Here is a 22063-nt window from a genome sequence, read left to right as displayed (position 1 = left end):
TACCGGTTCCACTACAAACAGGTCACGCACCCTCGACAGACCAATGTGAGAGGGGTCACCCTGTCTTTCATCCACGCGGGGAGGCATGGATGGGCAGGAGCCGCAGAACACTTCCGGAGGAGCTTCTGCTGCTGGCGTTGGACCCGGCCACGGGTACCACCGCACAGCCGCAGTCGCTCGACCTCGGTCTGGCCGGAGCACAGCTAGTGGAGCTGGCGCTGGCCGGACGGATAGCCCCAGACGGGGATCGTATCGCCGTGGTGTCCCCACGGCCGACTGGAGATCCGACACTCGACTGCGCGTTGGAGTTGCTGCGAAGGCGTGGCGCTCCGGTCCGGGCGGTCAACTGGATAGGCGGGCCGCGTCTTGGGCTACGCCAGACCTACCTCTCGCATCTGGAGCGGTGCGGCATGGTGCATGCCGTGGCGGGACAGATGTGCGGAGTGCTGCCGACGACTCGCTACCAGGCGAGTCAGACCGAGATCAGCCGGGAGATCAGAGCCCGACTGGACTCCGCGATCCGCACCGGCGTGCCGCCGGACCCGCGGACCGCGGCGCTCGCCGCCCTGGCGCACGCGGTCGGCCTCGGCAAGCACCTGTATCCGGGCAACGAGGGACGGTCCTCGAGGTCCCGGCTGCGGGACCTCATCAGGCACGACCCCATGGGCGGTCTCGTCGCGCACGCCGTGATGGACGTCCAGAACGGCGTGGCGGCACAGCCGCGCCGCAGCCCGGCCCCGACCGGCCGTCCGGCCGGACCAGGTGCCAGGCAGGCAGCGGAACCCGCCCGCGGTGTTCCGGTGCAACCGCACCGCGGTTCCATGGCGCGTGTCGTGGCCCACTGAGCCGCAGCACCACGACACGAACGACCAGAGAACCGCACCGCGAGCACCACCCGCACCACAAGCATCTCCGGCGTACCCCAGACCCGGTACCGGGAGCCGCTGGTCCGCGCGGGGCGGCGAGACCGTGTGTCCGGACGACATCACGGTCCCGCCGTCCCGCGCGGTTTTTTTTGCCCCGCGAAACACTCACGGGACGCCCGCGGGACGCCAACTGCCTTTCGATCATGGCGAACTGGCGTGTACGCAGCGCATATCCACCGTTTCCCAGCGGTAGAAACCACCTTGGTGGCAGTCTGCTCAACAGCAGATACGCAAAGTGGCAATTTTCGAAGGCACGCAGCCGGAGGTGCACGTTCCCGTGGCGTCCAATGTCAATCCCACCGTCAGGCGACGCCGGCTCGGCCAGGAGTTGCGCCGGCTCCGTGAACTCAAGGGCATGACGGCCGAAGAAGTGGCCGAACGGCTTCTGGTGTCGCAGTCGAAGATCAGCCGGCTGGAGAACGGCCGGCGCAGCATCAGCCAGCGCGACGTCCGCGACCTGTGCGGGGTGTACGAGGTCGAGGACCACCGGATCGTCGACTCCCTGATGCAGATGGCCAAGGACAGCCGCCAGCAGGGCTGGTGGCACTCCTTCGGCGACATCCCCTACAGCGTCTACATCGGGCTGGAGACGGACGCCGCGAGCCTCAGGGTCTACGACCCCCAGGTCGTCCCGGGTCTCCTCCAGACCCGCAGCTACGCCGAGTCCCTGATCTCCGGCGCGCTGCCCGAGGCGACGCCCACCGACATCGACAAGCGCGTCCAGGTGCGGCTGCGCCGACAGGAACGTATCTCTGCCGCCGAGAACCCGCTCCGGCTGTGGGCGGTCCTGGACGAGGCGGCGCTGCGGCGCGAGGTCGGCAACCGGCAGGTGATGATCGAGCAGTTGGAGCATCTGATCGAGATGTCCCAACTGCCGCACGTCACGGTGCAGATGATCCCGTTCACGATGGGCGCACACCCGGGGGTCAGCGGGCAGTACGCGATCCTGGAGTTCCCCGACGCCGCCGATTCCAGCGTGGTCTACATCGAGGGCGTGACGAGCGACCTGTATCTGGAGAAGGCGCAGGACGTACAGAAGTACAGCGTCATGTACGAGCATCTGCGGGCACAGGCCCTGAATGTGGACCAAAGCCGGGAATTCATCTCAAGCATCGCCAAGGACTACGCACGCTGACCGACTCTGTAAGGCGAGGCGCCGAAAGGTACACCTTCGCCCGGCCGCGGCGGAAGACCCCCATGGAATATGCCACTCGCCCGGGTGAATACTTCCTCCGCTCCCCGATGTTGGCGAGTAGCGTCGATCACGCCATCGGATAACAACGTTGGCGCAAACCCGTGCCGTGCAGACGGAGACATACGCACGCCACGGCGACAGCTACTCAGCAACTGGCAAATCGGAGCGAAAATGGCAATCAAGCAGGGCGCCTCGGACAAGTGGGTCAAGTCGTCGTACTCCCAGGGCAATGGCGCGTGCGTCGAGATCAAGTCCCCTGTCCTGTCGGCGATGGCCGTCCGGGACTCCAAGGTCCAGAACGGCCCCACCCTGGCCTTCCCCGCGGACGCGTGGAACGCCTTCGTAGGCTCGGTCAAGGCGTAAATGGCCGAGTGACCGAGCGCTACACCAAGCACCACATCAAGCACTACACAACTACACAAGCACCACCGAAGAGCCCTCTCGACCAGCTCGCCGTCCTTGCCGAGGGGGCTCGGCTTGTGTCCGGAACCCCGTGAGCGGGGTTCAGCGCAGCCGGTCCACGTACGTGTCCGTCCCGGGCACGGTCGGGACGAACGGCGCCACCAGCTCCACCCTCCCCAGTCCCGCCTCCTCGACCGGCTCCGCCAGCCCCGTGAAGTACCCCTCCCAGCACTCCCGTGGATCCGCCTCCAGGAACCACAGCAGCGTCAGCCGGGTGTCGACGCCCTCGACCTGCTTCACGTACGTCATACGGTCCCCGGGCAGCGGTGTCGGCCGGAAGACCGTCACCATCGCCGCCGGTGACCCCGCGACCCGCTTCGGCAGGTGCCGTGAGCGCAGCCACTCCAGCAACTCCCCGCGCTGTTCGGCCGATTCGGCGTCGATCACCTCGACGACGAGACCGGCGTAGGGGTGGTCGAGGGCGTGGAAGTCGCGCGGCCCGGCCGCCCCGTCCCGGTAGACCGTCACCTCGTGGTCCTGGAACGCGGTGAAGACATGGGTGCGGTCCTGGTAGACCCGGGCGTCCCGGTTGAGGCGCTTGTTGATGCCGACGGTCCACTTCATGTGGTCGTCGTAGCGGCCGTCGGTGATCCAGTACGTCGAGATGTAGCACCCGGCGGTGACCGGCTGGGCGATCGCCGACTTCTCGGGGTAGCGCAGGAGTTGGAGGTCCCGGGTCGCGACCCAGCGGCGCCCGGCGTACATCCAGGGCATCGCCATCGCGCCGGCGTAGTAGTGGTCGTCCTCGTACCAGCGGTTGTACGCGTACTCGTGGCCCGGATGCGGCTCGACCATGGTGATGAGCGCATGGCCGGGGCGGACGCCGTACGGGCCCACGGCGGCCAGTTCGGCGTACGTCTCACTGCGGGTCTCTTCGCTCATGCCCTTCCCCTTCCTGGGTGGCTCGCCCATACTCTGACGCCCCGTCAGATATTGCGCCAGGGTCGGGAATCAGCCGGATTCAGGGAGGTCTGCCATGCCACTGCTCACGGGCAGGACGGTGGTCGTGTCGGGTGTCGGCGCCGGACTCGGTCATCAGGTCGCCGCGGCCGTCGTACGGGACGGCGGGAACGCCGTGCTCGGGGCGCGCACCGAGGCCAACCTCGCCAAGAGCGCGGGGGAGATCGATCCGGACGGGGCGCACACGGCGTACCGGGCGACGGACGTCACCGACGAGCAACAGTGCGTGGCGCTGGCGGAGTTGGCGGTGGAGCGGTTCGGGCGGATCGACGCGGTGGTCCATGTGGCCGCCTGGGACAGCTACTTCGGGGGTCTGGAGGACGCGGACTTCACGACCTGGCAGTCGGTGCTCGACGTGAACCTGCTGGGCTCGCTGCGGATGACACGGGCCTGTCTGCCGGCGCTGAAGGAGTGCGGCGGCTCGGTCGTCTTCATCGGGACCCAGTCGGCCGTGGCCGCCCCCTCGCAGGTGCGGCAGGCGGCGTACGCGGCCTCCAAGGGGGCGCTGACGAGTGCCATGTACTCCCTCGCGCGGGAGCTCGGGCCGCACCGGATCCGGGTCAACACCGTGCTGCCGGGCTGGATGTGGGGCCCACCGGTGCAGGCGTACGTCCAGTTCACCTCCCAGACCGAGGGCGTGGCCGAGTCGGAGGTGCTGGGGCGGCTCACCAGCCGTATGGCGCTGCCCGATCTGGCCACGGACGGGGATGTGGCGGACGCGGCGGTGTTCCTGGCGTCGGATCGGGCGCGGGCGATCACCGGACAATCACTGCTGGTCAACGCCGGGGAGCTGATGCGTTGAGTTCATATAGGTGAACCAAGGCCATCATGCCGAATACTTTTACCTCCCTTTGACCTTACGCTGACTTGTCGTGTTCACGCGAGAGCGCCCACGATGAGCGCCGGGTCGAACCCCTGGGAGGACGCACATGAACGGTCTCGACTGGGCCGTGCTCATCGGCTATTTCGGCGTGATGGTCGCGATCGGTGTGTGGTCGCACAAACGCGTGGACAACGTCAGCGACTTCTTCACCGCCGGCGGCAAGATGCCCTGGTGGCTCTCCGGTATCTCGCACCACATGTCGGGCTACAGCGCGGTGATGTTCACCGGGTACGCGGGAATCGCGTACACCTACGGCGTCACCTCCTTCGTGACCTGGTCCTTCCCCATCGCCCTCGGTATCGCGATCGGTTCGAAGCTGTTCGCGCCGCGCATCAACCGGCTGCGCTCGCGCCTCCATGTGGCCTCCCCGCTGGAGTACCTGAAGAACCGCTACGACCTCAAGACGCAGCAGGCGCTGGCCTGGTCCGGCATGCTGCTGAAGATCGTGGACGTGGGCGCCAAGTGGGCCGCGATCGCGACCCTGTTGTCGGTCTTCACCGGCATCTCGCTCAACCAGGGCATCCTGATCACCGGCACCATCACCGCCGTCTACTGCACGATCGGCGGCCTGTGGGCGGACGCGCTGACCGAGCTCGGCCAGTTCGTCATCCAACTCCTCGCCGGTGTGGCGATGTTCGTCGCGGTCGTCGCGGAGCTGAACGACAAGGGCATCGGCTTCTTCGAGGCCTGGGACCGCCCGGAGCTCCAGGGCCACGGCGAACCGCTGGTCGGCCCGTACGGCACGGTGTTCCTGCTCGCCTTCCTCTTCATCAAGCTCTTCGAGTACAACGGCGGCATGCTCAACCAGGCCCAGCGCTACATGGCCACCGCCAACGCGTACGAGGCCGAGCGCTCGGCCCGCCTGTCGGCGATCCTCTGGCTGGTCTGGCCGGTGGTGCTGTTCTTCCCCATGTGGATGTCGCCGCTGCTGGTGGAGTCCCAGAAGCCGGACGGCTCCGACTCCTACGGCCTGATGACCGAACAGCTTCTGCCGCACGGTCTGTTGGGCCTGGTCATCGTCGGCTTCTTCTCCCACACCATGGCGATGTGCTCCTCCGACGCCAACGCCATCGCGGCCGTCTTCACCCGCGACTGCGCCCCGGTGCTCTGGCGTCGCGCCCGGGCCTGGAACGAGGGCCAGGGCCTCAAGGTCGCCCGTATCACCACGGTCGTCTTCCTGGGCCTGTCGATGGCGGCGGCCACGCAGGTCAACTCGCCCGCCTTCAAGGACATCATCACCGTCGTCATCAAGTGGGTGGCCGGTCTGATGGGCCCGATGGCGATCCCGATGATGCTGGGCCTGCTCCGCCCGTTCCGCCGCTCCGGCCCCACCGCGGCGCTGACCAGCTGGTCGATGGGCCTGCTCACCTTCTGGCTGGTCAACTACCCCATCAACTGGAACGTCGAGGGCGGCGTCCCGCTCCAGTACCAGGTCTCGATCCCGCTCGCGGTGTCGCTGATCCTCTACATCCTGGTCGGCTTCATCAAGCCGGAGGACACCCCGGAACGCCTCGCGATCATCGAGAAGATCAACACGGACGGGGACGGGGCGGCTGCCGCCGCGGTGCCGGTGCCGGCGGGGCCGGTGGACGAGGTCGTACGGACGACGAAGGAGTAGGCGGGGCGAGGCGGGGGCTGGGGTGCGGGTGCAGGTGGGAGTTTCCTCGCCCCCGCCGCCCCTACCCGTCCCATCCCCCAGGGGCGCTGCCCCTTCGACCCCGGCCCCCTGGGGGCTACGCCCCCAGACCCCCGTCGGCCCTGAAGGGGCCTCGTCCTCAAACGCCGGACGGGCTGAAGGACACGGTGGGTGGGAGTCAGCCCCTCGGGTATCTGGCCAGCCACCCTGGTGCCGAGCCCGCCGGGCCGTGCAACGCCGGGCCCTGGGTCATTTCCATGGCGAAGTCGTCCGCCAGTTCCAGGAGTGTCGGCCGTCCTTCCAGCTCGGCCAGCCAGGCCGGGGGGAGGGCGGTCTCGCCGTGCAGGGTGCCGAGGAGGCCGCCGGTGAGGGCGCCGGCCGCGGCGGAGGGGCCGTCGTGGTTGACGGCGAGGCAGAGGCCGTGCCGGACGTCCTCCCCGACGAGGGCGCAGTACACGGAGACGGCGAGCTGCCCCTCGGCCGTGCCCTCCCCCATCAGCCCCGTGACCCGCTCCGGGGTGGGCATGCCCTGCCGTACGGCGCCGAGCGCGTGCTGGAGGGCGTCGGAGACGGGCTCGTGCCCCGGCCGGGGGGCCAGCAGCGCCAGCGCCCGCTGCACGGCCCCGTCGAGGCTCTCGCCGCGGGCCAGCGCGTGCACGATGACGGCGTACGCCCCCGCGGACAGGTAACCGACGGGGTGCCCGTGCGTCTGCGCCGCGCACTCCACCGCGAGCTGTGCGACGAGTTGCGGCTCCCATCCGACGAGCAGCCCGAACGGCGCCGACCTGGCCGCCGCCTCGGGCCCGGCCTCGCCGGGGTTCTTGGGTGAGTCGAGGGTGCCCATGCTCTCGTCGCCGAACCCGATGAGCAGCGAGCGGGCGGGATCACGCCGGGCGTACAGCCACTCCTCCCTGGCCAGCCACCCGTCGTCCTTGCGCCGCTCGTCGGGCCCCCAGTCCCGCTGCGTGGTCGCCCACCGCAGATAGGCCCGATGCAGATCGGTGGGCGGATGCCAGGCCCCGATGTCCCGCCGGACCTGGGCGCGTATCAGCCCGTCGACGGTGAAGAGGGTGAGCTGGGTGAGATGACTGACCGTGCCGCGCCGGCCGTACCCGAACCCCAGGTCGACGAGGCCCTCGCCCCCGTACTCCTCCCGGATCTCGTCCAGCCCGAGCCCGTCCACCGGCGCGCCCAGCGCGTCCCCGACGGCGACACCGAGCAACGCCCCCCGCACCCGGCTCCGGAAATCCTGCTGCTCGACCCGCCCCCAGACGGCCCCGGCTGTCGCACCCACCAAGACCTCCCAGGCGACCGTCCGTATGTACGACGTCCTGCACTGTAATCGAATGAGGTTGACGGGTTCAGTGCACAGTTTGTTATGCGGGGTGTGCCCTGGTCGGTCGGAAACGATCCGAAATCACACCTCGGCCGCCTACTCCGCGTAAAGCGCCCGTACCGCGTCCCTCGCCTCCGCCACCGGCTCCAGGCAGGTGGTGATCAGGGGGACGTCCGCGTCCGGGCTGTCCTTCAGGTCCGTGAGGATGGATGCCAGGTTGGCCAGGGGGAGCCAGCCGGGGTTCAGGGCCAGTGTGTCCGCGAGGCCCCGTTCGGCGGTGGGTGGGTCAAAGAGGGCGCAGCCTGTGAAGCAGTCGGCCTGGGCGCGTTCCACGGGAGACAGCTGGGTGCCTTCCGCAACCAGGCGGACCAGTTCCCGCCACAGCGTGGCCGCCTCGGGCAGGCCTTCCGATCTGCTCACGGTCAGCGCCGCCAGGAAGGTGCCCAGCATCGGCTCGTCGCCCGCGCGGAGCCGTTCGGCGATGCGGCCGGCCTCGGTCCAGCGGCCGGCGCGCCAGTGCAGTTCGACGGACAGATCCTCCAGGTCGTCGGTGAGGCGGGCCTCGGCCTCGTCCCAGCGCTCGCAGAGGATCAGCAGCTCGACGGCCTCGCGGCGGGCCCAGTCCGGCTCCCTGCCCAGGGTCACGCAGCGGTCGAGGTCCGCGAGCGCCTGGTCCGTGCGGCCCGTCGTGAGGCCCACACGGGCGCGTTGGGCGTACGCCCAGCCGTAGTCGGAGGACAGGGCGAGGGCCCGGTCCAGGTGCCGGAGCGCCTCGGCGTGGTCCTCGCGGGCACGGTGGACGCTGCCCAGGATCGCCCAGGAGCTCGCGTCCTCCGGGTCCTGGTCCAGACAGTGCCGCAGGGCGGCGGTCGCCTCGTCGTGGCGGCCCGCGTCCAGGTACTCCGAGCCGAGTTCACGGCGGATCCACAGCGCGTCCGGGGCCGCCGTCACGGCCGCCTCGAGGTCGACGAAGTGGCCCGCGTCGTCGCCGTTCATGTACTTCGCCCGGGACCGCATGACCAATGCCCAGGCGTATCCGGGCCGCAGCGCGATCGCGCGGTCCAGGTCCGCCTGTGCCTCCTCGCCACGGCCGAGCTCGCCCAGCGCCGCGCCCCGGCTCGCCCACGCGGAGGCGTGTTCCGGATCCAGGATGATCGCCCGGCCCAGCTCGGTCACCGCCTCCTCGTAGCGGCCCGCCAGCCGGTAGGAGTCGCCCCGCTCCGAGGCGACCCAGGCCGCGTCGGGGGCACGCGAGACCGCGAGGTCGAAGTCGGCGAAGGCCTGCTCCGACTCGCCTCGGCTTCGCCGCAGTCGGGCCCGGCGCACCAGCGTCCACAGGTCGTCGTCGATGGCGAGCGAGCGGTTGAAGTCGGCGAGGGCCTCGTCGTACCGCCCGAGGACATGCCGGCACACGGCCCGCCCGGTCAGGGCGCCCGCGTCGGTCGGGTCGAGGGCGAGGGCGCGGTCGAAGTCGGCGAGGGCCTCCTCGACCCGGTCCGCCAGCCGGTAGGTCTCGGCGCGCTCGGCGATGATCCAGCCGGTGTCGGGGGAGAGTGCGTCGGCACGGTCGAAGGCGGTCAGGGCGGCCGGGTAGTCGTCCATGAGCTGGAGGGTGAGGCCCCGGCCGTAGTGGGCGAGGACGGTGTCGGGGGCCAGCTCTATCGCCCGGTCGTACTCCTCCAGCGCCCGCCCGTACTCTCGCTCGTGGCGCCACTCACGTCCGCGCAGCGCGTGCGCCGCCGCCCAGCCGCTCGGGTCCAGGCCCGGGCGGGTCAGGAGCAGGTCAAGGGCGCGGACCAGACCGGCCTCGTCGTCGAGCGCCTCGCCCAACTCCCGTCCCCAGTCAGCCGACTGGGTGTGATCCGTGGCGCTGCCCGCGTCCTGGAGCATCCGGGCCCAGCGGCGGCCTTCGACCTCGTCCTCGCGGCAGGCCTCGACGAACAGCCGCAGCGCGTCGGCGAGGGCGGTCGCCGGGCGGGCGCAGAGCAAGTGGTAGGTCTCCTCCAGGCGCAGGGCCCGCCACTCCTCGTCCGCCCAGAGGTCGTCGGCGTCCAGGCCTTCTCCCACGTCCTGCCGCCACTCGGCGAACGCCGCCGCCAGTCGCCGGTGCCGCTCCCGCCAGCGGCGCGGATAGTGCAGTCGCTCCTGCCGGAGCATGGGCTCCCGTACGACGTCGTGGTACCGGACGCGTCCGCCGTGCTCGCCCACGAAGGGCAGCCCCCGCAACCACCAGTACTGCGCGTCGAGTTCGCCGTCCGAGAGGCCGTCGACCAGGATCCGGAAGACATCGCCGTCCAGTCGGCGCGGCAGCGCGCAGAGCCGGGCCACCTCATGGCGGACCTCGGGCTCGGCGTGCAGGAACCGCTGCACGGCGTCGGCGCTGGGGTCCTCGACCTGCTCCGGGGCACCGGGCCGCTTCTCGGCGAGGGTCGACACCAGGACGGGCAGCCCGCCGGTCAACCGCAGCACCTCGGCGACCACCGGCTCGGCCACCACCCCTTTACCGGCGAGGAGTTGACGCGCCTCGGCTTCTGTGAACGGGGCGAGCGGCAGCTCCACGACCCCGTCGACCCCGTTCCAGCGGCCTGCCGGCAGGGGCAGTTGACCCGCGGTGACCACGACGACCTCGTCCGGCGGTCCGCCGTGCTCGTCCCGCTTCCTGAACATGCCGTGCAGCCACGGATCGAGGAACGGTCCGGTCCGCTCGTAGGTGTCGAAGAAGAGGACGATCCGCGGTACGGCGGACGCGGCGGCGCGCAGTTCACGGAGCAGGACCGGGGTGAGCGCGACCTCCGGGTGCAGGACGAGGTCGATGTCGTCGGCGTTGCGGAAGCGGGTGCTGAGGCCGGCCCGCAGCCGGTCCGCGCCCTGGGCGATCAGATCGGCGGGCAGGGCTCTGGTGAGCAGGGCGGATCCCGGTACGGCGGTCTCCAGCGCGCCCATGCCCAGTTGGACGGCGGCTCGGCTCCCGGCGGACGCCGGCTCCGGTTCCTGCGCGCGCATCGCCACCTCCGCCTCGCGCCGCCGCTCCCGGTACACGGCCAGCCGACGTTCCAGCGCCTTCAACCTCCGGCCCTGCGCGGCGAACTGGCGGCAGATCACCTCCAGCGCGTCCGGCACGCTCCCGGTGTCCTCGTCGACATACGCCGTGAGCGCTCCGTGCTCCCGGGCGAGCCGCTTCAACTCCTCGACCAGGAACGTCTTCCCGACACCGGAGTCACCGCGCACATGGAACCGGGGGCGATGGTCCGGGGCGTCCGGAGACAGTGCCAAGTTCCCTAGGAACAGAGCCCGTTCGGCTTCCCGGCCGACGAACCGGGCCCCCGGCTCCCCCTCAGACGGCTGCGCCATCCCCGTACATCCCCCTCGCTGTGGCGGCTCCCCCGTCATTCTGGCTCAATGCGTACCGCGTACGGCGGCCGCCGCGGGGAAACATGCCGCCATGGCCACGACACCCCCACGCAGCGCACTCCATCTCACCGGCACCCTCCTCACCGCGACCGTCGCCCTCTACATGGCGTTGGTCGCCTTCGGAAACATCACCGACTTCGGCACGAATCAGGCGTTCGTCCAGCACGTCCTCGCGATGGACACGACCTTCAAGGACGACGACCTGATGTGGCGGGCCATCACGAACGAGGGCCTGCAGAACACCGCGTACGTCGCGATCATCGTGTGGGAGACGGTCTCCGCGCTGGTGCTGGTCTACGGGACGTGGCTGTGGTTCCGGCGGGACGACGTGCGGGCCCGGCGGTTCTCCACGTACGGGCTGCTCATGGTGATGCTGCTCTTCGGGGCCGGGTTCATGGCGATCGGTGGGGAGTGGTTCTCGATGTGGCAGTCGGAGGACTGGAACGGGCTGGACGCGGCGCTGCGGGTGTTCGTGCTGAGCGGGGTCGTGCTGCTGGTCGTGCAGCTGACCGGGGGTGACTCAGCCCATCAGGCCCGGACGTGAGCGGCGGCGGCGGATCTCGGTCATCCGGTCGCGGACGTGGTCCGCGGGCAGTTCCTCCGCCAGCCGGGCCAGCTCCTCGAATATCGTCATGTAGTTGCCGCCACCCGTCTCGCCCCGCAGCTCCCGTTCCCGCTCCACGAACGGCCGGACGGCCTTCCAGACCGAGACGATCCGGGTGCGCAGGATCGTGACCAGCAGGGTGTCGTCGAGGAGTCCGAAGACGGCGAGGTTGGCGAAGGACTGGTAGTAGTACACGACGCTGTAGAAGGCCTCCTTGGCCTCGGCGGGCAGCCCGCGCACGCCGTCCGCCGGGTCGTGTTCGGCGCCCAGGCGCAGGCACACGTAGTCGTGCTGCTCGTGGAACTCGGCGGAGCGGAACTCCGCGAGCAGGTCGATCACCACCGAGATGTGGTTGGCGTGGTTGGCGATACGGGCCTGCCGCGCGCTGAACACGACGGAGGTCACCACGGCGATGACGGCGATGGCCGTGGTCACGAGGTTGAAGACGACGGAACTGTCCATCCGGTCACCGTACGGAGCCGGGCGGGCCGGTGGGAGCCACTTGAACGGCCTGCCCGGACCGCCTACTTGACGACCACGACGGCCGTGCCGGTCTCCCCGAACGTCCACAGCGCCGACCCGTCCGCCTTCTTCATGCGGATGCCGCTCGTCTGCGTGCCGGCGGCGACCGCCGGGGGCGAGGAGCCGTCGACGGCGTTGGAGAAGGCGATGGAGAGGCCGGACTTGCTGGCGAAGTAGATGATGTGCTCGATCTGGACGCCGTCGGAGCCGGTGGTGGCGTCCCGGCGGACGTCGACCTTGTAGTCGCCGAAGTCCGGGCTGACCGTTCCCGGCCAGACCGTGAAGGTGCGCTGGGGCGCGTCGCTCGCGTCGACCAGCCACACCCGCTTCCCGCCGAGCGAGTAGACGATCCGGCGGCCGGTGCCGGAGTCGTCCGGCACCGCCGCGGAGGAGGGCTTCGTGGGGGACGCGGAGGGCTGCGCGGACGCGGACGCGCTGGGGCGTGCGGCAGCCGTGGCCTCGGGCTTCACGCCCTTGTCCGCCTGTACGGCCAGGGCGGCGACCACTGCTATCGCCCCCACCGTCAGACCGGTCACCCAGACCTTCGGGGCAGGCACGGCACGTATCTCCTCAGCTCACCGACAGGGTCGGATCATCGTACTGCCGTGCGCCCACCCTCTTCGTCCCCGTCCGGCGCCCCTCGTCTCAGTCGAGCACCGGCAGCAGCTCCGGCAGGTGCCCGTCGGACACGGTCGCGGCCCGCTGTCGCTCCTCCGAGACCTCGCCGTACAGCGTCGTACGCGGCCTCGCCGGCCTGCCCGCCGCCTCCGCCACCGCGATCAGGTCCTTCACCGACTTGTAGGAGCCGTACGACGAGCCCGCCATCCGCGAGATCGTCTCCTCCATCAACGTGCCGCCCAGGTCGTTCGCGCCCGAGCGCAGCATCTCCGCCGCGCCCTCCGTGCCGAGCTTGACCCAGCTGGTCTGGATGTTGGGGATGTACGGGTGCAGGAGGAGCCTCGCCATCGCCGTCACCGCACGGTTGTCCCGCATGGTGGGGCCGGGGCGCGCGATGCCCGCCAGGTACACGGGTGCGTTGGTGTGGATGAAGGGCAACGTGACGAACTCCGTGAAGCCGCCCGTGCGCTGCTGGATGCCGGCCAGGGTGCGGAAGTGGCCCAGCCAGTGCCGGGGCTGGTCGACATGGCCGTACATCATCGTCGAGCTCGACCGGATGCCGAGTTCGTGCGCGGTCTCGACGACCTCGATCCAGGTCGCCGTCGGCAGCTTGCCCTTGGTCAGGACCCAGCGGACCTCGTCGTCGAGGATCTCGGCGGCGGTGCCGGGGATGGAGCCGAGGCCCGCCTCCTTCGCCGCCGTGAGCCACTCGCGGATGGACATGCCGGTGCGGGTCGCGCCGTTCACCACCTCCATCGGGGAGAAGGCGTGCACGTGCATGCCGGGGACCCGGTCCTTCACGGCCTTGGCGATGTCGAAGTACGCCGTCCCGGGCAGGTCGGGGTGGATGCCGCCCTGCATGCAGACCTCCACCGCGCCGACCTCCCACGCCTGCTGGGCGCGGTCGGCGACCTGGTCGAGGGAGAGGGTGTAGGCGTCGGCGTCCGTCCTGCGCTGGGCGAACGCGCAGAAGCGGCAGCCGGTGTAGCAGACGTTGGTGAAGTTGATGTTCCGCGTGACGATGTACGTCACGTCGTCGCCGACCGCCGACCTGCGCACGTCGTCCGCGATCCGGGTCAGGGCGTCCAGCGCGGGCCCGTCCGCGTGCAGCAGCGCCAGCGCCTCGGCGTCCGTCAGCCGCGTGGGGTCGTCGGCCGCCACCCGCAGCGCCTGCCGTACGTCGGTGTCGATCCGCTCCGGGACCATCCCGGGCGCGGCCGCCTCCCGCAGGGCGCCCCAGTCGCCGTAGACCTCGTCGAAGTCGTCGCGGCGGTCGGACGTACGGCCCTCGGTGTCGATGGCGGAGTGCAGGTCCGTACGGCCGGACGCCACGAAGACCTCCTCCGGCTCCTGCCAGGGCAGCCCCCGCGGCAGGGCGTCGGGGCGCGCGAGGCCGGTCTCCGGGTCGGCGAGGGCCCGTACGTGCGGCAGCAGCCGTGGGTCCATCCAGGGCTCGCCACGCTGGACGAACTCCGGGTACACACACAGCCGTTCGCGCAGCTCGAACCCGACGGCGGCCGAGCGCTCCGACAGCTCGTCGATCTGCGGCCAGGGGCGCTCGGGGTTCACATGGTCGATCGTCAGCGGGGAGACCCCGCCCCAGTCGTCGATACCGGCGCCGATCAGCCGCTCGTACTCGGAGTCGACCAGGTTCGGCGGGGCCTGGAGGCAGGCGGAGGGGCCCATGATGTGCCGGGCCACGGCCACCGTCGCGACCAGCTCGTCCAGTTCCGCGTCCGGCATGCCGCGCATCGCGGTGTCCGGCTTGGCGCGGAAGTTCTGGATGATCAGTTCCTGGATGCCGTGGTAGGCGCGGGACACGCGGCGCAGCGCGAAGAGGGAGTCCGCCCGCTCCTCGTAGGTCTCGCCGATGCCGATGAGCAGGCCGGAGGTGAAGGGGACCGAGGAACGGCCCGCGTCCTCCAGCACGCGCAGCCGGACGGCCGGTTCCTTGTCCGGGGAGCCGTAGTGCGGGCCGCCGGGCTTCGACCACAGCCGCTCGGCCGTCGTCTCCAGCATCATGCCCATCGACGGCGCGACCGGCTTCAGCCGCTGGAAGTCGGTCCAGGACATCACGCCCGGGTTGAGGTGGGGCAGCAGGCCCGTCTCCTCCAGGATGCGGATGGAGATGGCGCGGACGTAGGCGATGGTGTCGTCGTAACCGTGCGCGTCGAGCCACTCCCGAGCCTCCGGCCAGCGATCCTCCGGTTTGTCGCCCAGCGTGATCAACGCTTCCTTGCAACCCTGCTCGGCCCCGCGCCGGGCTATGTCGAGCACCTCGTCCGGCGACATGAACATCCCGTGCCCGGCCCTACGCAGCTTTCCGGGCACCGTGACGAACGTGCAGTAGTGGCATTTGTCCCGGCACAGCCGGGTCAGGGGGATGAAGACGCTCTTCGAGTACGTGATGACACCGGGCCGGCCCGCCGCCTCCAGGCCCACGTCACGGACCCGGGCGGCGGACGCGGTGAGGTCGTCGAGGGCCGCGCCGCGCGCCTGAAGCAGCACCGCGGCCTCACCGACGTCGAGGGCGACGCCGTCACGGGCGCGTTTGAGGGCGCGACGCATGGAGTTCTCGGTCGGGCCGGTGCCGCTGGCGGGCTCGGTGGGGCCGGTTCCGGGGGTCGCGGAAGTCGTCATGGCTTCGAGCATACGGAGAGGCTCCGCCGGTTCAGCGGGGTCGGGGGTGGTTCGAGGGGGCTGTGATGCGTTGCCGGGTGCGGGTGCGATGTGGCTGGTCGCGCAGTTCCCCGCGCCCCTGGGTCGGTTGCCACGCCCTTGGTCACAAGTGCGCGGCATACCCGTCGAGCACTCCCAGCACCTCCGCCTCCCCCGCCGGCGGCAACTGCACCACGACCTCCTCGATGCCGAGGTCGGCGTAGTGCGCGAGCTTGCCGGGGGTGGGGTGGATCGCGTACGGCACGACCTGGAGGGCGCCCGGGTCGCGGCCCGCGTCGGCCCAGGCGGTACGGAGCACCGGCAGGGTCTCGGTCAGCCCGCGCCCGCCGATGGGCATCCAGCCGTCGGCGTACTCGCAGATGTGGGAGAAGAGCTTGGGCCCGGCGGCCCCGCCGACGAGCGTGCGCGGGCCGACGACCGGTCCGCGCGGCTTCTGCGCGGGCTTGGGATGGGCATGGCTGGCCCGCACACTCCCGAACTCCCCGTCGTACGCCGTCGGTTGGTCCGTCCACAGCGCCCTCATCAGCGCCATCCGGTCCCGGACCAGCTCCCGCCGGGTACGCCACTCCACGCCGTGGTCGGCGGCCTCCTCGACGTTCCAGCCGAAGCCGAGGCCAAGGGTGAAGCGGCCCTGGCTCAGGTGGTCCAGGGTCGCGATCTGCTTGGCGAGGTCGATCGGGTCATGCTGGGCGACCAGCGTGATGCCGGTGCCGAGCCCGAGCCGCTCGGTGACGGCGGCGGCCTGACCCAGGGCGACGAAGGGGTCGAGCGTACGGCCGTACTCGGGCGGCAGGTCGCCGCCCGCCGGGTACGGGGTGGCCCGCTCGACCGGGATGTGGGTGTGCTCGGGCAGATACAGGCCGGCGAACCCCCGCTGCTCCAGCTCACGGGCGAGCCGGGTCGGGGTGATCGTCTCGTCGGTGAGGAAGATCGTGGCGGAGATACGCATGAGGGCATCTGTACCGCGCCGGGTGGGATATGTCCATACCGACCAGTCGGCACCCCTGGCTGAACAACTCGGCCGCCTCTGGTTCCCTTTTCTTCCACGGGAGTTCACTGCCGTCCACGACAGTGGAACGCATGTCTGAAGACGAGCACCCCATCGGAAGACGCACACTCGTCGTGACGGGCGCCGCCGCCGCGCTTACGTTGGGAAGCGTGACCTTCGCTTCAGCGTCCGCGGCCGCCGACGGAGACCAGGAGACGAAGACGATCCGGGGCACGCTGCCCACCGGGTCCCCCGACTTCGTGTACGTACCGGTCGAAGTCCCGGCCGGCGTACGGGAGATCAGGGTCGCCTACACCTACGACCGCCCCACCGTCCCGACCGGCACGGCCGGCAACGCCCTCGACATCGGCATCTTCGACGAGCGGGGCACGGAGCTGGGCGGCTCCGGCTTCAGGGGCTGGTCGGGCGGAGCCCGCTCGGAGTTCTTCCTCCGCGCCGACGACGCCACGCCCGGTTACATCCCGGGCCCGGTGCGCGAGGGCACCTGGTCGATCGCCCTGGGCCCGTACACGGTGGCGCCCCAGGGCCTGTCGTACGAGATCACGGTCACGCTGACCTACGGCGAGCCGGGCGAGGTGGTGGAGCCGACGTACCCGCCCTCCCGGGCGCGGGGGCGGGGCCGGGCCTGGTACCGGGGCGACTGCCATCTGCACTCCTGGTACTCGGACGGCCGCCGTACCCCGGCCGAGATCGGCGCCCTGGCCCGGGCGGCGGGCCTTGACTTCATCAACACCTCGGAGCACAACACGCATGCGGCGCACCCGCATTGGGCGGACGTGGCGGGCGACGACCTGCTGATCATGCTCGGCGAGGAGGTCACGACTCGGAACGGCCACGTCGTCGCGCTGGGCACGGACCCCGGCACGTTCATCGACTGGCGCTACCGGGCCCGAGACAACCGCTTCGGCCGTTTCGCCCGCCGAATCCGACGCTCCGGCGGCCTGGTCGTCCCCGCCCACCCGCACGCCACCTGCATCGGCTGCGGCTGGCGCTTCGGCTTCGGCGAGGCGGACGCGGTGGAGGTCTGGAACGGGCCGTACACCCCGGACGACGAGGTGGCCCTGGCCGACTGGGACGCCATGCTCGTCGTATCGACACGCGAGGGCCGCGCCTGGCTCCCGGCGATGGGCAACAGCGACGCCCACCGCGACCCGGACGTCATCGGCCTCCCCCAGACGGTCGTCCTCGCCGACGCCCTGACCCGCGAGGCGATCCAGGAGGGCATCCGGGCAGGGCGGTCCTATGTGGCCGAGTCCAAGAACGTGTCCCTGACCTTCACGGCGTCGGGCGGCAAGGGCGAACACGCGGGCATCGGCGGCCGGTTGAGGGCGGCCGCGGACACACCGGTGACGGTACGACTGGAGGCGACGGGCGCGCCCCGCTGCACGGTCCGGTTCGTGACCGACCAGGGCGTGCTGTTCACGAGCGCCCCGCTGCCGGCCTCCGGATCGGGGGTGGTGGAGTGGCGGACCACACCCGCGTACGCGGCTTATGTGCGGGCCGAGTTGAGGCACGAGGGGTCGGTGGGACCGTTGCCGGGGGCGCTGGCGGCGTTCACGAACCCGATCTTCCTCGACGCCGGGTGATCGCTGCGGCGGAGTCGCGGGCCAGCGGGGTCGTGTACGTGTACTCGACGGAAGGTGGACGCCAACCGGGGATCTCGCGGCCGGCCGTCGGGGCCCGGGCGATCACGCTCAGGGCGTCCCGGACCGCTTCCCGCTCCCCCTCCGTGAGATCACCGAACGCCTTCCTCGCGGGCTCGGCCTCCTCCAGCGGGATCTCGCTCACGTACCACCGCCGCCACGCGCGTCTTCCAGGGCCGTCATGATCTCGGGCGAGTTCCTGATCAGGACCCGGTGGCGGTAGGCGCGGACCACGGCTGCGGCGCCCGCGAAGTCGTTGGTCGGGGCGGCTCCTATGGCGGCGGCCAGCTCTTCCTCGAAGCGCTCGCGGTCACCCGGGAAGCCGTAGCGGCTGAGCGCACTGCGCAGGTCGTCCACGGTCCGGATCTCGGGCAGGGGCATCGCTCCCCAGCCGTGCTCGGGCTGTGCGCTCATGATCAGCTCCTGATGAACGGGCCTCGCTCCGGTTCCCAGTATGGCCCTGCTCACCACGCCGCCGCCCCGCCTCCGCACTCGGCCCACAGCAGCTTGCCGCCCTTCGACGCGCCCAGCTCGCGGAGCACCGACGCGCCCCAGGTGTCCGCGCAGGCCCGGACCAACGCCAGGCCCCTGCCGTGCTCGGCGTGCGGGGGCGGTGGTTCGGGGGTGGTCTCGGTCGAGAATCCGGGCGGGACTCGGGGGTCCGTGTCCCATACGGCGACCCGGAGGCGGCCGGGGTGCGACGAGAAGACCCGGAGGGCGTACGGGCCCTTCGTGTGACAGTGCGAGTTCGTCAGCAGTTCCGCCGCGAGGAGCTCCGCGGTGGGGGTGAGGTCGGGCATCTCGTGCGCGGCCAGGATCAGTCTCAGGGCGCCTCGGGCGATACCCGGGGCACGGGGATCGTGCGGGAGGTGCAGGGTGTAGTTCCAGGACGGGGATACGGTGGCCATCGGAAGTCTCCGCTCGACGGGGGGAGTTGGACCGGTGCCTGGTGTCTCCGCCGTGGCGTCCCACGGTGCGCTTCCAGACGGGGCGCCCGTGAATGACATTAGCGGCTCAGCAAATGACATTTGCGGGTTCGGCGGACAACTTCCCTCGCGTGAGTGACCAACGGGAACGGACGTCCAGGAGGAAGACGTATGCCGCCGAGACCGCCGCTGACGGCCCGCCGTCTCCGGGTCGCCGTGGAGCTGCGCAAGATGCGCGAGCGCGCGGGTATGACCGCGACCGAGGCCGCACGTGCACTCGGCTCCAGCCAAGGTCAGCTCAGCAACGTGGAGTCGGCCCGGTTCGGGGTGAGTGCCGAACGCATTCGGGCTCTGGCCTCCCTCTACTCCTGTCCGGACCAGACGTTCGTGGAGGCCCTGAGCGAGCTGGCTGCCGACAGGATGCTGGGCTGGTGGGAGACGTACCGTGAGGTGCTCCCCTCAGGTCTCCTCGACCTGGCCGAGCTGGAACACCACGCGACCGCCATCCGGACCGCGTACACGTCCCATATGCCGGGACTTTTGCAGACCGCCGATCACGCGCGTGAGATCTTCCGGCACGTCATCCCCGAGCCCACCCCACCCGAGGTCGAGCACCGCGTCTCGCACCGGGTCAAACGGCAGGGTGTGCTGTACGGCGCCCATCCGACCCCGTACCGCACCACCGTCCACGAGGCCGCCCTGCACATGCTGGTCGGCGGTCGGAACGTGGCCCGCGCCCAGTTGCAGCATCTGCTCGACATGAGCGAAGAGGACCACATCACCTTGCGGGTGCTGCCTTACGACGTCGGTGCGTTCCCTGGCTCAGGTCAGTCCATCAACTACCTGTACGGCCCCGTCTCCCAGCTCGACACCGCGCAGCTCGACCAGTTCCACGGTCCGGTGCTCCTCGACGCCGAGGCCCTTCTGGACAAGTACCGGCACCTGCTCGACATCGTCGAGGACATCGCCCTCAGCCCCGCGAAGTCCCGGGATCTGATCCACGCCATCGCCCAGAACCTCTGAAGGAGCCGTCATGCCCTCGCGCCGCTGGCACAAGTCGTCCTACTGCCAGGAAGGCGACGCCTGTGTCCACATATCCAGCACCCCCACCGCAGTGCACCTCACCGACCGCGACACGGCACCGCAGACCGTCCTCACCGTCAGTCCCGCCGCCTTCGCCGCCCTGCTCGGCATGCTGAAGTCATCCGTCGGATAGGTCCGCGACCACCGCCGCGTGGTCCGATGGCCACACGCCGTCCACGGGCCCCGCGCCCGCCCGCCGTACCGCCCGTACCGTGCCCTCGCCGTTCGGGCCCGCCGGGGCTCCGACGTGGATGTAGTCGATGCGGGCGCTGGGGCCGAGGCCCGGGTGGACGTACGGGTTGGCGATGTCCCAGGTGGCTCCGATCGCGCCCGGGTCGGCGTACTCCCAGGTGTCGAAGAAGGACTGGCCGGGGACTGCGGGGGCGGTGCGGACGCCGTTGAAGAGGCGGATCTCGTCGGAGTCGGGGAGGGCGTTGAAGTCGCCGGTGACGATGGGTGGGAAGTCGGTACCGGCGCGGTGGGTGGCTATGAACTCCGACAGCGCGGTGACCTGTTGGCAGCGGACCGCCGAGGCGTGGAGGGGGGAGGCCAGGTGGGTGGTGAAGAAGGGGACGGGGTGGTCGGGGGCGTCCAGGCGGGCGTACAGGGCCAGTCGGCCGTCGTCGATGTCGGGCGGGGCCGGGAGGCGGAGGACGTTCCGGTCGGTGATCGGCCAGCGGCTCAGCACCGCGTTGCCTATGTCCACCGACGGGTCCCCGATGCGCCGCTGCCAGCGTTCCGGTGTCGGTGAGACCGCCCAGGTCCAGTGCAGGCCCAGCTCTGCCGCCAGCCACCCGGCGAGGTTCTCGCCGGTCTCCCGGTCCGCCCAGACCTCCTGCAACCCGACCACGTCGGGCTCCAGTTCGCGCAGTACGGCGAGAATCGCCTTCTGCCGCTCGGCCCACGGGCCGAACCGCCACCACAGGTTCCACGTCACCACACGCATCGACCACCACCGGACTCGGGATCTCCAGGAGACTCAGTGACCATGCCCCGTCACAACGAACGCAAGTACCGCGCGGTCTCCGCTTTTCAGCGCCACCTCGGCAACCCGATCCTGCGCCGCCTCCCCTTCCAGACCGTCCTGGAGACCACGGGCCGCACTTCCGGCCTGCCCCGGCGCACCCCGGTGGGCGGCCGCCGGGTCGGGGAATCCTTCTGGCTGGTCTCCGAGTTCGGCGAACGGTCGCAGTACGTCCGCAACATCAAGGCCGACCCCCGGGTACGCGTACGGCTGCGCGGCCGTTGGCACACCGGCACCGCGCACCTCCTCCCCGACGACGACCCGATCGCCCGCCTGCGCGGCCTGCCGAAGCTCAACAGCGCGGGCGTGCGGATCATGGGGGCGGGACTGCTGACGGTGCGGGTGGATCTGGACGGCTAGGAGGCGCTCGCGGCCGCCTCCAGCACCAGGTCGCGTACCGTCTCCGGCGCCCGCAGGGTCGGCAGATGGTCGCAGTCCGGCAGGCGTACGAGGTGACAGTCCGGGATCGCGGCGGCCATGGCCTCGTTGCAGCGGACCGTCCTGGCCGTGTCCCTCTCACCGAGGAGGAGGGTGCAGGGCATGGTCAGCTCACCGAGGCGCGGGAAGGCCGGGGGATCCTCGCTCTGATGGCCGTACGTCGTGAACCAGGCCGGGATCGCCGCCCGCAGCCACTCCGCGGCCTGCGCGTCGGGGGGTGTGCCGGCCGCCGCCCAGGTCTCCAGGGACAGGGCGAGCAGGCCCTCCATGTCTCCCGCGGTGGCCAACTCTCCGATCTTCGCCGTCAGTTCGGGGTCCTCCAGGTCGGGGTAACCGGTGATGCCCGGCACCAGCAGCACCAGTCCCGCCACCCGCGACGGTTCGTTCAACGCCCCGCTGACCGCGGTCACCCCGCCCATGCTCGTACCGACGAGCACCACGCGCCCCACACCGAAGTGGTCGAGCACGGCCCGCAGATCCTCGGCGAGGGAGTAGGAGGCGGTGGGGTTCGGTGAGCGCCCGAATCCCCGGGCGTCATAGCGGATCACTCGGTGGCGGGCGGCGAGCTCCGGCAGCACGGGTTCCCAGCACCTGGAGTCCGCGATCCCGGGATGCAGCAGCACCACCGGGACCCCGTCCCCGCCCGTGTCCTCGGCCCAGACCTCGCCGTCCTTGACCTGCACCATGGTCTCCATGGGACGACTGTGC

Annotated in this window: 22 protein-coding genes; 10 read left to right on the top strand and 12 right to left on the bottom strand. The window is 70.6% G+C overall.

Going from position 1 to position 22063, the window contains the following annotated elements; genetic code table 11:
• Positions 1 to 89 precede the first annotated feature (89 nt).
• The 3 genes from ABKA17_RS28415 to ABKA17_RS28405 all read left to right on the top strand — a co-directional run bounded on the left by ABKA17_RS28415 (position 90) and on the right by ABKA17_RS28405 (position 2484).
• Positions 90 to 845 carry a GOLPH3/VPS74 family protein gene (locus ABKA17_RS28415; RefSeq protein WP_353695103.1) on the top strand — a complete coding sequence of 252 codons (756 nt, stop codon included), beginning with the start codon at positions 90 to 92 and terminating at the stop codon, positions 843 to 845.
• A 358-nt stretch (positions 846 to 1203) separates the two neighbouring features.
• Positions 1204 to 2061: a helix-turn-helix domain-containing protein gene (locus tag ABKA17_RS28410; RefSeq protein WP_353695102.1), complete on the top strand. Its 858-nt coding sequence runs from the start codon at positions 1204 to 1206 to the stop codon at positions 2059 to 2061.
• 231 nt (positions 2062 to 2292) lie between these two features.
• Entirely contained in the window at positions 2293 to 2484 is a 192-nt protein-coding gene (locus tag ABKA17_RS28405; protein ID WP_353695101.1) for a DUF397 domain-containing protein, read from the top strand.
• Between the two features lie 141 nt (positions 2485 to 2625).
• Here the strand turns inward: ABKA17_RS28405 and ABKA17_RS28400 are convergent, their stop codons facing one another.
• Positions 2626 to 3465 carry a hypothetical protein gene (locus tag ABKA17_RS28400; protein ID WP_353695100.1) on the bottom strand — a complete coding sequence of 280 codons (840 nt, stop codon included), beginning with the start codon at positions 3463 to 3465 and terminating at the stop codon, positions 2626 to 2628.
• 94 nt (positions 3466 to 3559) lie between these two features.
• On the opposite strand from ABKA17_RS28400, the gene ABKA17_RS28395 reads away from it, so the two are divergent.
• The gene (locus ABKA17_RS28395; protein WP_353695099.1) at positions 3560 to 4345 is read left to right on the top strand and encodes an SDR family oxidoreductase; all 786 of its coding nucleotides are present in this window, start codon (positions 3560 to 3562) and stop codon (positions 4343 to 4345) included.
• A 127-nt stretch (positions 4346 to 4472) separates the two neighbouring features.
• Entirely contained in the window at positions 4473 to 6044 is a 1572-nt protein-coding gene (locus tag ABKA17_RS28390) for a sodium:solute symporter family protein (RefSeq protein ID WP_353695098.1), read from the top strand.
• Positions 6045 to 6240: 196 nt separating this feature from the next.
• Here ABKA17_RS28390 and ABKA17_RS28385 read toward each other — a convergent pair whose 3' ends face one another.
• Positions 6241 to 7356, bottom strand: a complete 1116-nt coding sequence (locus ABKA17_RS28385; protein ID WP_353695097.1) for an ADP-ribosylglycohydrolase family protein — start codon at positions 7354 to 7356, stop codon at positions 6241 to 6243.
• Between the two features lie 138 nt (positions 7357 to 7494).
• A complete protein-coding gene (locus ABKA17_RS28380) occupies positions 7495 to 10671 on the bottom strand; it encodes a tetratricopeptide repeat protein (protein WP_353695096.1) in 3177 nt (1058 codons plus the stop codon).
• 169 nt (positions 10672 to 10840) lie between these two features.
• On the opposite strand from ABKA17_RS28380, the gene ABKA17_RS28375 reads away from it, so the two are divergent.
• Positions 10841 to 11353, top strand: coding sequence for a DUF2165 domain-containing protein (locus tag ABKA17_RS28375; RefSeq protein WP_353695095.1), 513 nt, complete (start codon positions 10841 to 10843; stop codon positions 11351 to 11353).
• Here ABKA17_RS28375 and ABKA17_RS28370 read toward each other — a convergent pair.
• The 4 genes from ABKA17_RS28370 to ABKA17_RS28355 form a co-directional block, all read right to left on the bottom strand.
• Positions 11330 to 11875, bottom strand: coding sequence for a DUF4760 domain-containing protein (locus tag ABKA17_RS28370; RefSeq protein ID WP_353695094.1), 546 nt, complete (start codon positions 11873 to 11875; stop codon positions 11330 to 11332). The genes ABKA17_RS28375 and ABKA17_RS28370 overlap by 24 nt on opposite strands.
• A 62-nt stretch (positions 11876 to 11937) precedes the next feature.
• Positions 11938 to 12501, bottom strand: a complete 564-nt coding sequence (locus ABKA17_RS28365) for a hypothetical protein (protein WP_353695361.1) — start codon at positions 12499 to 12501, stop codon at positions 11938 to 11940.
• 79 nt (positions 12502 to 12580) lie between these two features.
• On the bottom strand, positions 12581 to 15193 hold the full coding sequence (locus tag ABKA17_RS28360; RefSeq protein WP_353695093.1) for a bifunctional FO biosynthesis protein CofGH: 2613 nt from the start codon (positions 15191 to 15193) through the stop codon (positions 12581 to 12583).
• Between the two features lie 142 nt (positions 15194 to 15335).
• Complete coding sequence (locus ABKA17_RS28355) at positions 15336 to 16181, bottom strand: LLM class F420-dependent oxidoreductase (protein ID WP_353695092.1); 846 nt, start codon at positions 16179 to 16181, stop codon at positions 15336 to 15338.
• A 131-nt stretch (positions 16182 to 16312) separates the two neighbouring features.
• On the opposite strand from ABKA17_RS28355, the gene ABKA17_RS28350 reads away from it, so the two are divergent.
• The gene (locus tag ABKA17_RS28350; protein ID WP_353695091.1) at positions 16313 to 17827 is read left to right on the top strand and encodes a CehA/McbA family metallohydrolase; all 1515 of its coding nucleotides are present in this window, start codon (positions 16313 to 16315) and stop codon (positions 17825 to 17827) included.
• Here ABKA17_RS28350 and ABKA17_RS28345 read toward each other — a convergent pair.
• The 3 genes from ABKA17_RS28345 to ABKA17_RS28335 are packed head-to-tail and all read right to left on the bottom strand — an operon-like array spanning position 17796 to position 18792.
• Complete coding sequence (locus ABKA17_RS28345; RefSeq protein ID WP_353695090.1) at positions 17796 to 18029, bottom strand: hypothetical protein; 234 nt, start codon at positions 18027 to 18029, stop codon at positions 17796 to 17798. The genes ABKA17_RS28350 and ABKA17_RS28345 overlap by 32 nt on opposite strands.
• Complete coding sequence (locus ABKA17_RS28340) at positions 18026 to 18298, bottom strand: hypothetical protein (protein WP_353695089.1); 273 nt, start codon at positions 18296 to 18298, stop codon at positions 18026 to 18028. The genes ABKA17_RS28345 and ABKA17_RS28340 overlap by 4 nt, the downstream gene beginning before the upstream one ends.
• Positions 18299 to 18348: 50 nt before the next feature.
• Complete coding sequence (locus ABKA17_RS28335; protein WP_353695088.1) at positions 18349 to 18792, bottom strand: ATP-binding protein; 444 nt, start codon at positions 18790 to 18792, stop codon at positions 18349 to 18351.
• A gap of 189 nt (positions 18793 to 18981) precedes the next feature.
• Between ABKA17_RS28335 and ABKA17_RS28330 the strand changes: the two genes are divergently transcribed.
• Together ABKA17_RS28330 and ABKA17_RS28325 are read left to right on the top strand one after the other, a co-directional pair.
• Positions 18982 to 19833, top strand: coding sequence for a helix-turn-helix domain-containing protein (locus ABKA17_RS28330; RefSeq protein WP_353695087.1), 852 nt, complete (start codon positions 18982 to 18984; stop codon positions 19831 to 19833).
• Positions 19834 to 19843: 10 nt separating this feature from the next.
• The gene (locus tag ABKA17_RS28325) at positions 19844 to 20026 is read left to right on the top strand and encodes a DUF397 domain-containing protein (protein ID WP_353695086.1); all 183 of its coding nucleotides are present in this window, start codon (positions 19844 to 19846) and stop codon (positions 20024 to 20026) included.
• Here ABKA17_RS28325 and ABKA17_RS28320 read toward each other — a convergent pair.
• The gene (locus ABKA17_RS28320; protein ID WP_353695085.1) at positions 20012 to 20839 is read right to left on the bottom strand and encodes an endonuclease/exonuclease/phosphatase family protein; all 828 of its coding nucleotides are present in this window, start codon (positions 20837 to 20839) and stop codon (positions 20012 to 20014) included. The two genes, ABKA17_RS28325 and ABKA17_RS28320, sit on opposite strands and share 15 nt — an antisense overlap.
• A gap of 42 nt (positions 20840 to 20881) precedes the next feature.
• On the opposite strand from ABKA17_RS28320, the gene ABKA17_RS28315 reads away from it, so the two are divergent.
• A complete protein-coding gene (locus tag ABKA17_RS28315) occupies positions 20882 to 21277 on the top strand; it encodes a nitroreductase family deazaflavin-dependent oxidoreductase (protein ID WP_353695084.1) in 396 nt (131 codons plus the stop codon).
• On the opposite strand, the gene ABKA17_RS28310 is transcribed toward ABKA17_RS28315, so the two are convergent.
• A complete protein-coding gene (locus ABKA17_RS28310) occupies positions 21274 to 22050 on the bottom strand; it encodes an alpha/beta fold hydrolase (RefSeq protein ID WP_353695083.1) in 777 nt (258 codons plus the stop codon). The genes ABKA17_RS28315 and ABKA17_RS28310 overlap by 4 nt on opposite strands.
• Positions 22051 to 22063: the final 13 nt, after the last annotated feature.

It is taken from the genome of Streptomyces sp. RG80 (assembly GCF_040446465.1).
Taxonomy (GTDB): domain Bacteria; phylum Actinomycetota; class Actinomycetes; order Streptomycetales; family Streptomycetaceae; genus Streptomyces.
Note: the sequence above shows the minus strand (reverse complement) of the source record. Positions and strands in the feature narration are given on the sequence as shown.

What these genes read in the sequence shown, in the direction of transcription:
- ABKA17_RS28415 (WP_353695103.1), top strand. Translation starts at nt 90, where the DNA reads ATGGGCAGGAGCCGCAGAACACTTCCGGAGGAGCTTCTGCTGCTGGCG.
- ABKA17_RS28405 (WP_353695101.1), top strand. Translation starts at nt 2,293, where the DNA reads ATGGCAATCAAGCAGGGCGCCTCGGACAAGTGGGTCAAGTCGTCGTAC.
- ABKA17_RS28400 (WP_353695100.1), bottom strand. Translation starts at nt 3,465, where the DNA reads ATGAGCGAAGAGACCCGCAGTGAGACGTACGCCGAACTGGCCGCCGTG.
- ABKA17_RS28395 (WP_353695099.1), top strand. Translation starts at nt 3,560, where the DNA reads ATGCCACTGCTCACGGGCAGGACGGTGGTCGTGTCGGGTGTCGGCGCC.
- ABKA17_RS28390 (WP_353695098.1), top strand. Translation starts at nt 4,473, where the DNA reads ATGAACGGTCTCGACTGGGCCGTGCTCATCGGCTATTTCGGCGTGATG.
- ABKA17_RS28375 (WP_353695095.1), top strand. Translation starts at nt 10,841, where the DNA reads ATGGCCACGACACCCCCACGCAGCGCACTCCATCTCACCGGCACCCTC.
- ABKA17_RS28370 (WP_353695094.1), bottom strand. Translation starts at nt 11,875, where the DNA reads ATGGACAGTTCCGTCGTCTTCAACCTCGTGACCACGGCCATCGCCGTC.
- ABKA17_RS28360 (WP_353695093.1), bottom strand. Translation starts at nt 15,193, where the DNA reads ATGACGACTTCCGCGACCCCCGGAACCGGCCCCACCGAGCCCGCCAGC.
- ABKA17_RS28355 (WP_353695092.1), bottom strand. Translation starts at nt 16,181, where the DNA reads ATGCGTATCTCCGCCACGATCTTCCTCACCGACGAGACGATCACCCCG.
- ABKA17_RS28350 (WP_353695091.1), top strand. Translation starts at nt 16,313, where the DNA reads ATGTCTGAAGACGAGCACCCCATCGGAAGACGCACACTCGTCGTGACG.
- ABKA17_RS28340 (WP_353695089.1), bottom strand. Translation starts at nt 18,298, where the DNA reads ATGAGCGCACAGCCCGAGCACGGCTGGGGAGCGATGCCCCTGCCCGAG.
- ABKA17_RS28335 (WP_353695088.1), bottom strand. Translation starts at nt 18,792, where the DNA reads ATGGCCACCGTATCCCCGTCCTGGAACTACACCCTGCACCTCCCGCAC.
- ABKA17_RS28330 (WP_353695087.1), top strand. Translation starts at nt 18,982, where the DNA reads ATGCCGCCGAGACCGCCGCTGACGGCCCGCCGTCTCCGGGTCGCCGTG.
- ABKA17_RS28325 (WP_353695086.1), top strand. Translation starts at nt 19,844, where the DNA reads ATGCCCTCGCGCCGCTGGCACAAGTCGTCCTACTGCCAGGAAGGCGAC.
- ABKA17_RS28320 (WP_353695085.1), bottom strand. Translation starts at nt 20,839, where the DNA reads ATGCGTGTGGTGACGTGGAACCTGTGGTGGCGGTTCGGCCCGTGGGCC.
- ABKA17_RS28315 (WP_353695084.1), top strand. Translation starts at nt 20,882, where the DNA reads ATGCCCCGTCACAACGAACGCAAGTACCGCGCGGTCTCCGCTTTTCAG.
- ABKA17_RS28310 (WP_353695083.1), bottom strand. Translation starts at nt 22,050, where the DNA reads ATGGAGACCATGGTGCAGGTCAAGGACGGCGAGGTCTGGGCCGAGGAC.